General features: G+C 52.7%; 13 protein-coding genes. 11 read left to right on the top strand and 2 right to left on the bottom strand.

The window, feature by feature from the left end; all coding sequences use genetic code 11:
- Window positions 1-51 precede the first annotated feature (51 nt).
- The 10 genes from ppc (at window position 52) to RHJ02_RS06575 (ending at window position 10,440) form a co-directional block, all read left to right on the top strand.
- Window positions 52-3,087, top strand: coding sequence for a phosphoenolpyruvate carboxylase (gene ppc, locus RHJ02_RS06620; protein WP_310800052.1), 3,036 nt, complete (start codon window positions 52-54; stop codon window positions 3,085-3,087).
- A 6-nt stretch (window positions 3,088-3,093) separates the two neighbouring features.
- Window positions 3,094-3,681: a Uma2 family endonuclease gene (locus RHJ02_RS06615; RefSeq protein WP_206199485.1), complete on the top strand. Its 588-nt coding sequence runs from the start codon at window positions 3,094-3,096 to the stop codon at window positions 3,679-3,681.
- 81 nt (window positions 3,682-3,762) lie between these two features.
- Complete coding sequence (gene argJ, locus RHJ02_RS06610) at window positions 3,763-5,022, top strand: bifunctional glutamate N-acetyltransferase/amino-acid acetyltransferase ArgJ (protein WP_206199484.1); 1,260 nt, start codon at window positions 3,763-3,765, stop codon at window positions 5,020-5,022.
- 50 nt (window positions 5,023-5,072) lie between these two features.
- On the top strand, window positions 5,073-5,762 hold the full coding sequence (locus RHJ02_RS06605; RefSeq protein WP_149818035.1) for a response regulator transcription factor: 690 nt from the start codon (window positions 5,073-5,075) through the stop codon (window positions 5,760-5,762).
- Entirely contained in the window at window positions 5,716-7,119 is a 1,404-nt protein-coding gene (locus RHJ02_RS06600) for a HAMP domain-containing sensor histidine kinase (protein WP_310822076.1), read from the top strand. The genes RHJ02_RS06605 and RHJ02_RS06600 overlap by 47 nt, the downstream gene beginning before the upstream one ends.
- A gap of 138 nt (window positions 7,120-7,257) precedes the next feature.
- Complete coding sequence (locus RHJ02_RS06595) at window positions 7,258-7,479, top strand: hypothetical protein (RefSeq protein WP_206199482.1); 222 nt, start codon at window positions 7,258-7,260, stop codon at window positions 7,477-7,479.
- A gap of 128 nt (window positions 7,480-7,607) precedes the next feature.
- Window positions 7,608-8,282 (top strand): Fe2+-dependent dioxygenase, encoded by a 675-nt coding sequence (locus RHJ02_RS06590; protein ID WP_302676419.1) that lies wholly within the window; start codon window positions 7,608-7,610, stop codon window positions 8,280-8,282.
- 51 nt (window positions 8,283-8,333) lie between these two features.
- Complete coding sequence (locus RHJ02_RS06585) at window positions 8,334-8,882, top strand: PepSY domain-containing protein (protein ID WP_310800051.1); 549 nt, start codon at window positions 8,334-8,336, stop codon at window positions 8,880-8,882.
- A gap of 336 nt (window positions 8,883-9,218) precedes the next feature.
- On the top strand, window positions 9,219-9,731 hold the full coding sequence (fldA, locus tag RHJ02_RS06580; RefSeq protein ID WP_206199479.1) for a flavodoxin FldA: 513 nt from the start codon (window positions 9,219-9,221) through the stop codon (window positions 9,729-9,731).
- Between the two features lie 85 nt (window positions 9,732-9,816).
- On the top strand, window positions 9,817-10,440 hold the full coding sequence (locus tag RHJ02_RS06575) for a Crp/Fnr family transcriptional regulator (protein WP_310800050.1): 624 nt from the start codon (window positions 9,817-9,819) through the stop codon (window positions 10,438-10,440).
- Here the strand turns inward: RHJ02_RS06575 and sufD are convergent.
- Together sufD and sufC are read right to left on the bottom strand one after the other, a co-directional pair.
- A complete protein-coding gene (gene sufD, locus RHJ02_RS06570) occupies window positions 10,437-11,723 on the bottom strand; it encodes a Fe-S cluster assembly protein SufD (RefSeq protein ID WP_310800049.1) in 1,287 nt (428 codons plus the stop codon). The genes RHJ02_RS06575 and sufD overlap by 4 nt on opposite strands.
- On the bottom strand, window positions 11,720-12,502 hold the full coding sequence (sufC, locus tag RHJ02_RS06565; RefSeq protein WP_310800048.1) for a Fe-S cluster assembly ATPase SufC: 783 nt from the start codon (window positions 12,500-12,502) through the stop codon (window positions 11,720-11,722). The genes sufD and sufC overlap by 4 nt, the downstream gene beginning before the upstream one ends.
- Before the next feature lie 151 nt (window positions 12,503-12,653).
- On the opposite strand from sufC, the gene RHJ02_RS06560 reads away from it, so the two are divergent.
- Window positions 12,654-14,306, top strand: a complete 1,653-nt coding sequence (locus RHJ02_RS06560; protein ID WP_310800047.1) for an aldehyde dehydrogenase family protein — start codon at window positions 12,654-12,656, stop codon at window positions 14,304-14,306.
- The last annotated feature ends 1 nt before the right edge of the window (window position 14,307 follow it).

Raw genomic sequence — 14,307 nt, 5'->3', positions numbered from 1 at the left:
GCTCAGGATTGGGTAAAGTAGGGAGTATTATGTTTGCAGACTGGGGTAAATATGACATCAGTCCTCGATGCGACCACTCGCGATCGCTTGATTGAAAGTGAAAGTTTAGCAGCCCGCACCCTACAGGCACGTTTGCGACTGGTGGAAGAGGTCTTGGTAGATGTCTTGGCGGCAGAATCCGGTCAAGAATTGGTTGATCTATTGCGGCGCTTGGGTGCTCTCTCTTCGCCAGAAGGCCATGCGCTCCATGCCCCAGAAGGGGAACTGCTCAAGGTCATTGAATCCCTCGAACTCAATCAAGCGATCAGAGCAGCGCGTGCTTTTAACCTCTACTTTCAAATTATCAACATTGTCGAGCAGCACTACGAGCAACAATACAATCGCGAACGAGCTGCCCAAGAGGGACTGTGCCGCCGCAGTGTCATGAGTGAACCGATTTCCGGTGTCAGTGGTGAAGGCTTTCCCTTGCCCCATCATGCTGCCAATGCAACGGACGTGCGCAGTGGACCGAGTGAACGCCTAGAGCATAGTCTCTACGAAGCCATTCCCGCCACTCAGCAGTATGGTTCCTTTGCTTGGCTTTTTCCGCGGCTGCATACACTGAATGTACCGCCGCGCCATATTCAAAAGCTGCTGGATCAACTGGACATTAAGCTGGTCTTCACCGCTCACCCGACAGAGATTGTGCGGCAAACGATTCGTGATAAGCAGCGGCGGGTTGCCCGCTTACTCGAGCAACTGGATGTGCTAGAGGGAGCCTCTCCCCACCTGACGGATTGGGATGCCCAAACCCTGCGGGCACAACTGATGGAGGAAATTCGCCTCTGGTGGCGCACCGATGAGCTGCACCAATTTAAGCCCGAAGTGCTCGACGAGGTGGAATACACCCTGCACTACTTTAAGGAGGTGATTTTTGCTGTTATTCCCAAGCTCTATCGCCGCCTTGGGCAAGCCCTACAGGAAACCTTTCCCCAGCTACAGCCACCCCGCTGCAGCTTCTGTCGCTTTGGCTCTTGGGTGGGGGGCGATCGCGATGGCAATCCCTACGTCAAACCAGAAGTAACGTGGCAAACCGCCTGCTATCAGCGCAACCTAGTTCTTGAGGAATATATTAAGTCCGTTGAGCGGTTGATCAATCTGCTGAGTTTGTCCCTGCACTGGTGTGATGTGCTGCCGGATTTACTGGATTCCCTTGAGCAGGATCAACGGCAACTCCCTAGCGTCTATGACCAGTATGCCGTGCGCTATCGGCAGGAACCCTACCGTCTGAAACTCACCTATGTGCTCAAACGGCTGCAAAATACCCGCGATCGCAACCGAGCGCTGCAAACCTACTGTATTCGCCGCCATGAGGCCGAAGATCTCAACAGCGGTCAATTTTATCGCCATGGTCAAGATTTTTTAGCGGAGCTGCTGCTAATTCAGCGCAACCTCAAGGAAACGGGACTGGCCTGCCGCGAACTGGATGATTTGATTTGCCAAGTCGAGGTTTTTGGCTTTAATTTGGCAGCCTTGGATATTCGCCAAGAAAGCACCTGTCACGCTGAGGCGCTTAATGAAATTACCGCCTATTTGGGCATTCTCCCCTGTCCCTATACGGAATTGTCGGAAACGGAGCGCACTCGCTGGCTCCTCAGTGAACTCTCAACCCGTCGCCCCTTGATTCCGGGGGAACTCCCCTTTAGCGATCGCACCAATGAAATCATTGAAACGTTCCGCATGGTGCGGCAACTTCAGCAAGAGTTTGGCACGGATTTGTGCAATACCTACATCATCAGCATGAGCCACGAGGTCAGCGATCTGTTGGAGGTGCTCCTCTTTGCCAAGGAGGCGGGGCTATTCGACCCAGCCACCGGGACAAGTACCCTTCAGGCCATTCCCTTGTTTGAAACCGTTGAGGATCTCAAGCACGCCCCAGCGGTGTTGACGGAATTATTTTCTCTCCCCTTTTGCCACAGCTATCTAGGCAGTCATAGCACTCCCTTTTTACAGGAAGTGATGCTGGGGTATTCCGACAGCAACAAAGATTCGGGCTTCCTCAGCAGCAACTGGGAAATTTATAAAGCACAGCAACGGCTACAAAAAATTGCTGAAAACTTTGGCTTCCAACTGCGGATTTTCCACGGCCGGGGTGGCTCTGTGGGACGGGGGGGTGGGCCTGCCTACGCAGCCATTTTGGCACAGCCAGAGCAAACGATCAAAGGACGAATCAAGATTACGGAGCAGGGCGAGGTGCTGGCTTCTAAATACTCGTTGCCGGAATTGGCGCTCTTTAACCTCGAAACAGTGGCGACAGCGGTGATCCAAGCGAGTTTGCTGCGCAGTAGTATTGATGAAATTGAGCCTTGGCACGAGATTATGGAGGAGTTGGCCACGCGATCGCGCCAATGCTATCGCCATCTCATCTATGAGCAGCCAGAATTCATTGAATTCTTTAACGAAGTTACTCCGATTCAAGAAATTAGCCAACTGCAAATTAGCTCCCGACCCACGCGGCGGGGAGGTAAGAAAACCCTTGAGAGTTTGCGGGCAATTCCTTGGGTCTTTAGTTGGACGCAAACCCGTTTCCTGCTGCCGGCTTGGTATGGTGTGGGCACTGCCCTGAAGGAATTCCTTGAGGAAAAACCCGCTGAGCATCTCTCCCTGTTGCGCTACTTCTACTACAAATGGCCCTTTTTCCGCATGGTGATCTCCAAAGTTGAGATGACCCTTGCCAAAGTGGATCTAGAGATTGCCCGCTACTATGTCCAAGAACTCAGCCAACCCCAAAACCGTGAAGCCTTTTTCCGCCTCTACGATCAGATTGCTCAGGAACATCGCCTGACCACGGAACTGGTGCTCACGATTACTGGCCATCAGCGGCTACTCGATGGCGATCCCGCCCTGCAGCGATCGGTGCAACTGCGCAATCGCACCATTGTTCCCTTGGGGTTCCTGCAAGTATCTCTCCTGAAACGGCTACGCCAGCACAACAGCCAAACCACCTCTGGGGCGATTCTCCGCTCCCGCTATGGCCGGGGTGAGTTGCTGCGGGGCGCTCTCTTGACGATCAATGGTGTGGCGGCAGGTATGCGCAATACGGGCTAAACAATCATGAACCCGACGACTCGCACATTAACACCATCCCCGCTGCACTTCCGCATTGAGGACTATCACCGTTTAGCTGAACTCGGCTTTTTGGGCGAGGATGATCCCATCGAATTAGTGCGGGGGGAACTGATTAAGATGGCGGCTAAGGGGACAGCCCACGAAACCTGTATCACCCGACTCCTGCGGGTCTTAATGCCAATGGTGGGTGAGCGGGCAACCCTACGCTGTCAATCGCCGATTGTAATTGCAGATCACAGTGAACCTGAGCCAGACATTACCCTTGTTGACAATCGGGAGGATGATTACGCCACGGCGCATCCGACAGCAGCGGCAGTGCAATTGCTAATTGAGGTGGCGGACTCTTCCCTAGAGTACGATCGCACTGTGAAATTGATGCTCTATGCCGAGGCAGGGATTCCCCACTACTGGCTTTTTAACTTGGTGGATCGCACTCTCGAAGCCTATAGTGAACCAGCGCAAATTACACCGACAACCTTTGGGTATTTGAATCGGCGAATTGTGCCCGCGACGGGAGCGATCGCCCTGCCGATCACTGAACAACGGCTCCCCTTGAGTCGTATCTTCCCCTAGACTTCTGCAAAAACCGTTAATAGTGGCTGTTTTGGGAAAGACCCTTGATATAATCGCAACGATTCTCTTATTGACGACGCTATGAGCCACTGGCAACAGATTACGGGTGGTGTGACTGCCGCCAAAGGCTATCGAGCTGCGGGCATTGCGGCAGGACTGAAGGCTTCGGGGGCACTGGATTTGGCCTTGATTGTTTCCGATGTGCCGGCGATCGCCGCTGGGGTATTTACGACGAACCACATGTGTGCGGCACCTGTCACCTACTGTCGTCAGCGGTTACAAACGAAGGGAACAGCGCAGGCGATTTTGTGTAATTCCGGTCAGGCCAATGCGGCTACGGGAGAACAGGGCTGGCAGGCGGTTTTCGCCCAAGCAGATATGGTGGCAACGGCCTTGGGGGTAAGTCCAGAGATGGTGCTCGTGGCTTCGACGGGGGTCATTGGTCAACCCATTCCTCTTGAGAAAATGCGCCAAGCTCTACCAACACTGACAGCGAACTTGAGTGATGCAGGTGGAGATGCCGCGGCGCGGGCAATTATGACCACAGACTTGGTGCCCAAGCAAATTGCCCTCGAAGCCGAGTGGGAGGGGCAGCCCATTCGCATTGGTGGCATGGCCAAGGGGTCAGGGATGATTCACCCGAATCTGGCGACGATGCTGGCCTTTATTACCTGTGATGCTGCTGTGTCGCCCCCTCTGTGGCAGGAGATGCTGCAACGTGCCTGCGATCGCTCCTTCAATCAAATTACCGTTGATGGCGATACCAGCACCAATGACAGTGTGATTGCTTTGGCCAATGGACAATCGCGCACCCCTGCGATTACGGCGCCGGGCGCAGCAGCCAGCCGCCTTGAGGAAATGTTAACGGCGGTCTGTGTCCATTTAGCCAAGGCGATCGCCCGTGATGGCGAGGGGGCGACCTGTCTCATTGAAGTTCAGGTGAGTGGTGCTAGTGATGATGCCGCTGCCCGTCAAGTGGCCAGAACCATTGCGGGTTCAATGCTCGTCAAATCAGCCATCTATGGACGGGATCCCAACTGGGGACGCATTGCCGCCGCTGCTGGCCGCGCTGGGGTGCCCTTTGATGCCAGTAATCTGGCCATTTCCCTTGGGGGGATTGCCATGATGCGCCAAGGTCAACCCTTACCCTTCGATCGCGCCGCTGCCAATGCCTACTTAGTCAATCAAGCCGCCGCTAGTAGCGATCCCAGTGGCCAGCAGTCCCTCGAACAGCCGGTGGTGATTGAAGTCAGTATTGGTCATGGCAGTGGTCGAGGTGTCGCTTGGGGCTGTGACCTCAGCTATGATTACGTTAAAATTAATGCCGAGTACACCACCTAGTCCTACAGCTGGGCAACGAACACAGGGGTGTCCCCACGCCGCCGGCCTTAATGAAGATTTTAATTGTTGAAGACGATCAAACCATCGCCAACTTAATTGCCGAATCCCTAGCCCATCAGCGCTACACCCCTGAAGTGGTACATGATGCCGAATCAGCTCTTGAGTATTTAGAGGCCACTGCCTTTGACCTACTGATTTTAGATCTGGGCTTACCGCGCATGGACGGCCTAAGACTATGCCAAATCCTTCGCCAGAGAGCCTACCAGCTGCCTATTTTGATCCTAACGGCTCGAGATACCAGTACTGACAAAGTCATGGGTCTTGATGCCGGCGCCGATGACTACCTAGTCAAGCCCTTTGATCTGGCTGAACTGTTGGCCAGGGTACGTGCCCTACTGAGGCGTCAGTCGTTACCATTTTCCTCTGTTCTTAGGTGGGGCGCCCTCACCCTGTATCTAGACAAAGCCAAAGTCACCTATAACAACCAAGAGCTCCAGCTGACCCCCAAAGAGTATGCCATTTTGGAGGTGTTGTTGCGTAACGGCAGTCGCATCCTTAGCCGCTCAGCAATTATCGATCATGCGTGGTCATTGGAGGAAGTGCCAGGGGAAGAAGCCGTTAAAGTACACTTAAAGAGACTGCGGCACAAACTGAACGCAGGCGGGGCTCCTCCTAATTTTATTGAAACTGTCTATGGTTTTGGCTATCGGCTTAATCCCAACTTTGAATCGCCGAGTTAGCAATCTGCGGCATCGCCTATTTTTTATATACTTTTTGGTGATTACTGGAATTTTATCTATCTCTTCATTCTCAATTTACTCTCTGATTGTTTATCACCGCTACAATCAACTCGACGATCATCTAAAAGAAGTAGGCACCCAGTCTGCAAATATCTTGGAAATCCTGCAGCACGAGTATGAAGAGTTAAAGAAAGAACCAAAATATAAAGGGTATGTTCCTAAAAATGTTTCAGGAGACTTGCAACCAATTACAGTTTCTCAATTAATGGGCAAGTATTATTTTGAGTCTGTCTATGAAGTCATGACAAACTTCCCCAGTCATTTTTCTCAGAGTGTTCAATGGTATGACAAGGATAGGAAATTAATTGTTTATGAAGGCAGAAGGATGGACAAAGTGAGTATACCGAATCATCTTTCTGACGCTGGAACAATTGTCAAAGAAGATCAATATCGCTATTTCTTTCTGCCGGTATATGCCAGAGCAAACAAAATGGAGCCTCATCGCCAAGCCATTGGCTATGTCTGTGTCATAGAATCAACCGCTGAGTTAGATCGGGAGCTAGAATACTTAAAATCTATCTTTCTATTGAATATCCTCGGCATTAGTATGATTACCCTTTTGGCAGCATTTTGGTTAACTAATCAAAGTCTTCAACCGATTCTCATTTCACTCAATCAATTAAAACAATTCACTGCAGATGCCTCCCATCAATTGCGACATCCCCTAACGGCAATTCAATCTTCGATTTCCTTGCTAGAGCAATACTCCAAGAATCTTGAACCATCCCAATCAAATAAATTCAAAGTAATTTTATCCGCCTGTTACCAGATGAATACCTTGATCAATCAGCTATTGTTCCTAGCGCGTATGGATCATCATAAACTTGATCAGAGTCAATGGGTCAATGTTGACTTGGATGAGCTATTGGAGTCACTCGTTGAGCTACAGTACGATCGCGCTAAGAAGAAACAGATTCATCTGACCTATCACTGTGATACCAATGCCTATGTCTATGGCAATCCTGAACAAATTTATGAGATTTTTAGCAATCTTTTGGATAATGCGCTTCACTATACCCCTAGCCATGGGGCTGTAACCATTAACCTCAAAAAAAGGGGGGCGTTTGCGATTGTTGAGGTTCAGGATACTGGCATCGGTATTCCTCCCGAAGACATCTGCCAAGTGTTTAATCGCTTTTGGCGTTCTCAGGAGGCACAGTTGTACCATGCCCAAGGCTCAGGGTTAGGTTTAGCAGTGGTGAAGGCGCTGGTTGAGCACTATGGGGGCACGGTAGACGTCCAGAGTCAGCGGCATCAGGGAACCACCTTTACAGTCAAGCTCCTCGCCCGCTCCTAAGTACAGCAACCTTCCCTAGATTGTTACTTTTCTTGAGCACAATCATAGAGTAAAAGCCCATTGAACAAGGAGCAACCTATGAATAGTTACGGTTCAAAAGCCCTCTGCCTATTTGTCTCCCTAGGATTGGCAAGCACAATGGCGAGTTGCAGCAATCTCAGTGCCGGTAATGAAGAGGGAGGGGTGTCCTATGAGTTTCCAGCGCCGGCTGCCAGCGCTTCTGCTGTCGCTGCTACGAAAAACCGAACCATTGGCTCCAGCATTTACCTGATGGCCGAAGGAGGTGAATGGGGCGAAGGCGAGGAAGGTGGAGAGGGTCGTTATCGACGCCGACGCTGGTGGTCCTATTCCCATTCGTAAAGTTAGAGCAGGAAGTCCGAATTCCGAGGTGAGGAATCTACAACCTTCAGGCCGGGGAGGATGTCAACCTTGTTTTTCCTCCCCCCAAGTTGTTGTCTTTATGGGTCAGTCCCTAGGAAAGCAAGCCAATGCTACTGCAAGTCCATCAAGTCTTAACCTCTGAAGAACTGCATCGCCTAAATGCCATCCTTGAGTCAGGGGTCTTTGTAGATGGCAAATTGACTGCCGGGCTCTATGCAAGAACGGTTAAAGACAATCAACAATTGGCGCAAGACAGTGAGGCGTATGCGCTGGCTTCAGAAATCGTGCTTGCAGCCTTAACAAGAAATCATCTCTTCCAAGCCTATGTACAACCTAAGGTCATCCGTCCCATCCTTTTTAGCCGCTACGAACCTGGCATGGTCTATGGCAGCCATATGGATAATGCCCTAATGGGTAGCGGTGAGCAGTTGAGTCGCTCTGATGTGTCCCTCACCCTCTTTCTGAGTGATCCTTGTACCTATGAAGGGGGAGCCTTGGTTCTCGATACCAGTTTGGGCGAACAGTCCTTTAGGTTGCCTGCGGGCTCAATGATTGCGTATCCAGCCATCTTTTTGCATCGAGTGGAACCGCTGAGTCAGGGTGTTCGCCTTGTAGCAGTCACATGGGTGCAAAGTTTAATTCGCGATCCCTTGGAACGAGAACTGCTGTTTGAACTGGATACTGTTCGCCGCAGCATTTTTGAAAAACAGGGGAAAACCATTGAGTTTGACCTGCTCTGCAAGGTGCACGCCAATTTACTGCGCAAATGGGCAGATGTTTAAGCCAAGGTATTCCTTTCAGGAATCTACTGAGTTGAATGGAGACGGGCGAGAATGAAAATACGTCAACTGCATCGTCAAGTCGCGATCGCGCTGTGGCTGCCCTTGGGGTTAACGATGTGTACCGGATTGGCCTATCGGTTGGGTCGCAGTTGGTTAGGACTATCCAAAGACTTTGGCAAATTGATGATGACAATCCATACGGGCGCCTTTTTGGGGGAGTCCTTCAGTTTGCTCTATGTGCTCTGCTTGGGGTTAGGGGTGGTCGTACTGACCGTCAGTGGTTTTAGGTTAATCAATTCCAGACGGCTCAAGCAGTACCGCAGGCTAGCTCAGCCAAGCAGCACCCTGAGACTCATCCATCAGTATGGAGCTACTGTTGTCTTGCTGCCGCTTTTGGTGAGTGCCATCACAGGAGTTGCTTACCACTTGAGTCAACAGTGGCTGCATTTGCCAAAACAGCAGCTGGCTGTCTTACTCCAGATCCATGAAGGAGCCTATTTGGGTGTCGCCTTCAAGCCTCTCTACATCTTGGCGCTCAGTGGCGTCTTGCTCCTGATGTTTTTAACGGGTTGGAAAATGCGCGGTCAGCGCTTCGGGTGATCTCGCCAGCAGCACCGCCTAGATGGTGGGGATCGCTTACTCAGATTCCTAAGAACCTTCTGCCCTTGGTTGGCCTCTTGACCATAGCTGCTTCAGGACAAGGGAGCTTTGATTGCCAACTGCGACGACTCCATTGAGGGCACAATCGGTGCTGAACAGAGGCTCGAAATTTTTGGACGATCAACAGCGAGTCTTCTAAAACAGGTTTCCAGTTGAAATAAATTTGCAATAATAAATAGGGGAGCACGACAGTGTTCACAGGCTCCCCAATCCTGCCGATCGCCCCAGAACCTCCAAGGAGAACGCCGGCAAACAATTCTTACGGGGATGTTATCGATGGCAACAATTGGCTTATTTTATGGAACCCAAACTGGCAACACCCAGATGATTGCAGAGAAAATCCAGTCCGCCTTTGCCAATGCTGCGGTGGTAGAACTGCATGATATAGCATCAGCAAGTCCCTCTGACTTTGAGGCCTATGATCGTCTGATTATCGGCTGTCCAACGTGGAATGTGGGCGAACTTCAAGCCGACTGGGAGGGCTTTTACGAGGAGCTAGACAGCATTGATTTCACTGGCAAACAAGTGGCCTACTTTGGCGCAGGAGATCAAGTGGGCTACGCTGACAACTTTGGCGATGCCATTGGTATTCTTGAGGCAAAAATCAGTGAACGGGGTGGTGAGACGGTAGGATACTGGTCGACGGCGGGGTATGAATTCAATGCCTCCCAAGCGCTGCGGGGAGATCGGTTTGTGGGTCTACTCATTGATGAAGACAACCAGTCCGATCTTACGGATCAACGCGTTCAGCAGTGGGTCGCACAACTCAAGCAAGAGTTTGGTCTCTAGACGGTTTTGGGGCAACTCAGTGAATGCGGGGTTGCCTCTCTTTTGAATTTTGATAATAGTAATCATTCCGTTTTTGGGTATGGGAATGATGTCCGTCCCCCTCTATACACCTATTGATCCAGCCACAACTGTGGCGAAAGCCTACCCAGCTTCTGAACTAGGCCGCAACGCATCCCTCGTGCTGCGGGAGCGTGTTTGGCTGATTCAAACAGGGATTATTGAGATCAACCTCGTCGACAGCGACGGCAACCTCTGTTTTATTGGGTTAGGGACGGCGGGAATGGCCGTTTGTGGCTCCCCTGATCTTTGCTATGAAATACAGGCGCTAAGCCCAAGTCGCCTCCTCTCATTTACGGCCGCTGAGGTACACGCATCTGCACACTTACCACGCCTCATTTGCGAGGGGCAACAGTATCGGCAGTACTACAGTGATCTGTTACTGAAGGCCGGTCATTATCCCACTGCTGTGCAGCGATTGTATGAAGTTTTAGTGGTTTTGGGGCAAATGATTGGGGTCAGCACCCCCGCGGGTGTTCGCCTCCCTGTGCGGCTCACCCATGCCCAACTGTCCCGCTACACAGGCATTACTCGGGTGACCGTAACCCGCTTACTCCACCAACTGCGTCAGCAACAGCGGCTCCGCTGGGGGCGCGATCGCCACCTGATTCTTCTTGGCCAAGATTCATGCTGCCCAAAGAACAGGGGTTAGTGTAGCTTAGCCAAGAGCGCTTCTTCAATTTCCTGCCGCAGGGGGTCTGGCTCAATGTCCACCAGTTGCTCAAGGGCAAAGGCCTTCACCAGTAAATCGCGCGCTTGGTGCTCATCAAGGCCACGACTGCGCAGATAGAACAGATCCTCGCTAGCCAGTTGACTGACAGTGGCACCGTGGGAGCACTTGACGTTATCAGCCACAATTTCTAGTTGGGGCTTGGTATCCACGCGGGCTTTGTCGGAGAGCAGCAGCGTGCGATTGAGTTGGCTAGCATCCGTGAGCTGCGCCACTTGGGGCACAACAACGCGACCATTAAAAATACCGTGGGCGCGATCGCCAAGAATGCACTTGTGAATCTGTTCACTGCCGCTATGGGGAGCATTAAAGAACACTGCCGAGTGGGTGTCCATAATTTGGCTATCCATGGCGATCGCCAGTCCCTTCAGGATTGTCTGGCTGCCACTGCCTTGGATCTGCACCTGCCAATTGTGGCAGCTCAAGCATCCCCCCAAATCAACGGCGTGCCCCTCGTAGTCACTGTCTTGGGCTTGGCACACCGCTGTACAGCCAATGTGAATCGCCGTTGGTGATTGGTGTTGAATCCGCACATGGCGCAGGCGGGCACTGGCTCCTAGGGAGAGTTCCGTGACACTGTTGGTGAACTGTTGATCGCCCGTGAGGGACAAAAAGCGTTCAATTAGGGTAGCTTGACCGTGGGCAGCCACTTCAACCGAGAGGCGCGGTGAAACAACGCTCTGCTGCTGCCGACTACTGACACAGAACACCTCCACAGGTTCAGGGAGAGTCCCCGATAGACGCAGACAAACCCGATCCGCAAGCATGGCGGTATTGAGATCACTAAAGACCTCTGGGGGCGCGATCGCTGGCAGGGAAGGGGGCAATAGCTCAACCCCAGCGGCATTCACACGGGAGAGTTCTCCGCAAAAATAGCCATCAATCAGAACAATTTGGGCAACGGTTGGAAAGCTGCGCTCGCACAGCAGATGCCGCACTTCGGCAACAATTTCTGGATTGAGGGGGGCAATGGGGGCTTGGAAGGATCGCGTCCGTAAAGCCGATAAATCCGTAAAGCGCCAATCCTCATCGCGGGGGGTGGGCAAGGTTTGCTCATGGAGGCGATCGCGGGCCGCTTGCCGCAGGGATTCTAACCCAGCATGGCGCGGGGGCGGTGCGCAGTTCAATAGATCATTGAGTTCATTCGTGCGACTGGCCTTGGGCAGATCCGCTTGATCGGAATTGGCGTTGACTGTAATGGTCATGATACAGCCCCCTCCTCTTCGCGAACCCAGTCATAACCGCGCGCTTCCAGTTCTAGGGCCAGTTCCTTCGACCCTGTGAGGATAATCCGACCCCCCTCCATCACATGGACATAATCCGGCACGATGTAGTCCAGCAGCCGTTGATAGTGGGTAATCAGGAGAATGCAGTTATCGGGACGAGTCAGTTGGTTGACCCCATTGGCAACAATGCGCAGGGCATCAATATCAAGCCCAGAGTCGGTTTCATCAAGAATGGCAAGGGTTGGCTCCAAGAGCGCCATTTGCAGAATTTCGTTGCGCTTTTTCTCACCGCCGGAGAAACCCTCATTCACCCCGCGATTGAGGAAGCCTTCATCCAACTTCACCAGTTCAATTTTCTGTCGCACGAGATCATCAAAGTCAAAGGCATCCAGTTCCTCGAGACCTTGATGCTTGCGCTTGGCGTTGTAGGCCACCCGCAAAAAGTCGAGATTGCTCACCCCCGGAATTTCAAGGGGGTATTGAAACGCCAAAAAGACGCCTTCGCGAGCACGTTCCTCTGGGGGCAAGTCCAAGAGATTTTTGCCTTTGTAGAGCACTTCGCCACCAGTTACGGTGTAGTCGGGATGACCCGCGAGAATTTTGGAGAAGGTGCTTTTGCCGGAGCCATTGGGACCCATGATGGCGTGAATTTCCCCAGCGCGAATCGTCAAGTTCAGGCCTTTGAGAATGGGGGTGTCCTCCACACTGGCCGTGAGATCACGCACCTCTAAAATGACTTCGCTGTCGGGACGAATCACGCCTTACCTCCCTTGCATCGTTCATAATTTTTTAATGTAGCGCAGCAGGCTGGCGATCGCGATTGAGTTTCTTGGCAGAGGAGTATTGACGACAACAGTACACCGGCACCGCTGTCAAACCATGCCCACAGGAGAAAATCAACCACCTTTTATGACACTCTCAACAACCACCATTCCCGAACTGGAACGCCTCCATCAGCAGGCCAGCCGCTGGCAATGCCTCGCACCGCGAGAGCGCATGGGCTATCTTCAAGCCATGAAGACCCTTGCCCGTCGCCATGCTCCAGAATGGGTGACCTTGGCCTGTCAAATCAAAGGTATTGACCCCCAGGGGGTTTGGGCAGGGGAAGAATGGACAACAGGCCCTTTGGGCTTAATTCTCAAGCTCGATCACTATCTCCATGCCCTGCGTCACGAGGCAACTCCTCCAGTGCCGCGCTGTCGAACTGCCCCCAGTGGTCAGGCGATCGCTGACATTCTGCCGCGCAATTGGCAAGAGCGTTTACTTTGGTTTGGGGTGAAAGCCGAAGTTTGGCTCCAACCCGATCAACCCCCAAGTCAGGGCAGTGCTTACCGTAACCCACCGCCGCCGGGGGTCGCTGTGGTGCTGGGGGCGGGCAATATCACATCATTGTGCTTGGCGGATGCCCTCTATCAACTGGTGGCGGCCAATCGAGTGGCACTACTGAAGATGAATCCCCTCTTGGCGCCTTTGACGGAGTGTTTTCGCAAGATTTGTGCGCCCTTAATTGAGGCGGGTTTCCTTGAGATTGTGGAAGGAGATGCCGCCCTAGGGGAAGCCCTCTGCCATCATCCATTGACGCAGCACATTCATATTACTGGGTCCCACCACACCTACAATCGTCTAGTTTGGGGGGAAACCGCTGCAGAACAGGCCATCCGCAAAGCCCGCCAACAACGGAAGCTAACCAAACCCGTGACAGCAGAATTGGGAAATGTCACTCCCCTGTTGATCGTTCCCGGCGAATGGACAGCAGCAGAACTGACCTACCAAGCCCGCCAAGTGGCCGGTGCCCTTGTCCATAACGCCAGCTTTAACTGCATTGGGGCGCAAATCCTCGTCACGGCTGCGGGATGGTCCCAGCGAGAGGCATTCCTCAACACCCTGAAGGCACAACTGCAAGCGATTCCCCCTCGCCCTGCCTATTATCCGGGGGCGATCGCCCGCTATGAGTCGTTTCTGGCGGATTATCCCCAAGCCACAGTGCTGAGTCCCGCTGTCGAAGGCACGATTCCCTGGACCCTGATTGAAGGCCTCACCCCCACGGCCAATCCCCGCATTTTCCAAGAGGAGGTCTTCTGTGGTCTGTTGGCAGAGGTGCAATTGCCCGTTAGCGATGCCGCCGCCTACCTCACCACTGCCGTGCCCTTTGTCAATGAGCGGCTCTGGGGTACCCTCGGCTGTAGTCTAATCGTTGATCCGCGTACTGAGGCCAGCTATGCAGACGTGCTGGAACAGGCGATCGCCCAATTGCGCTATGGTTCTATTGCCATCAATGCATGGGTTTCCTTGGCCTATGGGTTGGGCTGTACCCCTTGGGGAGCCTTTCCTGGACATACACCAGCGGCCATTGGTTCTGGGGTGGGCGTGGTTCACAATAGCTTCCTGTTTGACTATCCCGAAAAAGCCGTGGTTCGTGTTCCCTTCCAGTTACCGGTCACGCCCCCTTGGTTCTATGGCCATCGCAGCCTACCCCAACTGGCGCAGGCGGTCATGGACATTTACGCTGGCGGCAATCCCTTGGGTTGGCTGTCCCTCTTGATGGCGGCGATGCGGGGCTAGG

Origin of the sequence: Thermosynechococcus sp. TG215 (genome assembly GCF_031583455.1) — a bacterium.
In the GTDB taxonomy this organism is placed as follows: domain Bacteria; phylum Cyanobacteriota; class Cyanobacteriia; order Thermosynechococcales; family Thermosynechococcaceae; genus Thermosynechococcus.
The sequence above is the reverse complement of the archived record's forward strand: the minus strand, read 5'-3'. Positions and strand labels throughout refer to the sequence as shown.

Bases quoted from the DNA above. Each gene is read 5' to 3' on its own strand.
- ppc (WP_310800052.1), top strand. From the start codon at position 52: ATGACATCAGTCCTCGATGCGACCACTCGCGATCGCTTGATTGAAAGT.
- RHJ02_RS06615 (WP_206199485.1), top strand. From the start codon at position 3,094: ATGAACCCGACGACTCGCACATTAACACCATCCCCGCTGCACTTCCGC.
- argJ (WP_206199484.1), top strand. From the start codon at position 3,763: ATGAGCCACTGGCAACAGATTACGGGTGGTGTGACTGCCGCCAAAGGC.
- RHJ02_RS06605 (WP_149818035.1), top strand. From the start codon at position 5,073: ATGAAGATTTTAATTGTTGAAGACGATCAAACCATCGCCAACTTAATT.
- RHJ02_RS06600 (WP_310822076.1), top strand. From the start codon at position 5,716: ATGGTTTTGGCTATCGGCTTAATCCCAACTTTGAATCGCCGAGTTAGC.
- RHJ02_RS06595 (WP_206199482.1), top strand. From the start codon at position 7,258: ATGGCGAGTTGCAGCAATCTCAGTGCCGGTAATGAAGAGGGAGGGGTG.
- RHJ02_RS06590 (WP_302676419.1), top strand. From the start codon at position 7,608: ATGCTACTGCAAGTCCATCAAGTCTTAACCTCTGAAGAACTGCATCGC.
- RHJ02_RS06585 (WP_310800051.1), top strand. From the start codon at position 8,334: ATGAAAATACGTCAACTGCATCGTCAAGTCGCGATCGCGCTGTGGCTG.
- fldA (WP_206199479.1), top strand. From the start codon at position 9,219: ATGGCAACAATTGGCTTATTTTATGGAACCCAAACTGGCAACACCCAG.
- RHJ02_RS06575 (WP_310800050.1), top strand. From the start codon at position 9,817: ATGATGTCCGTCCCCCTCTATACACCTATTGATCCAGCCACAACTGTG.
- sufD (WP_310800049.1), bottom strand. From the start codon at position 11,723: ATGACCATTACAGTCAACGCCAATTCCGATCAAGCGGATCTGCCCAAG.
- RHJ02_RS06560 (WP_310800047.1), top strand. From the start codon at position 12,654: ATGACACTCTCAACAACCACCATTCCCGAACTGGAACGCCTCCATCAG.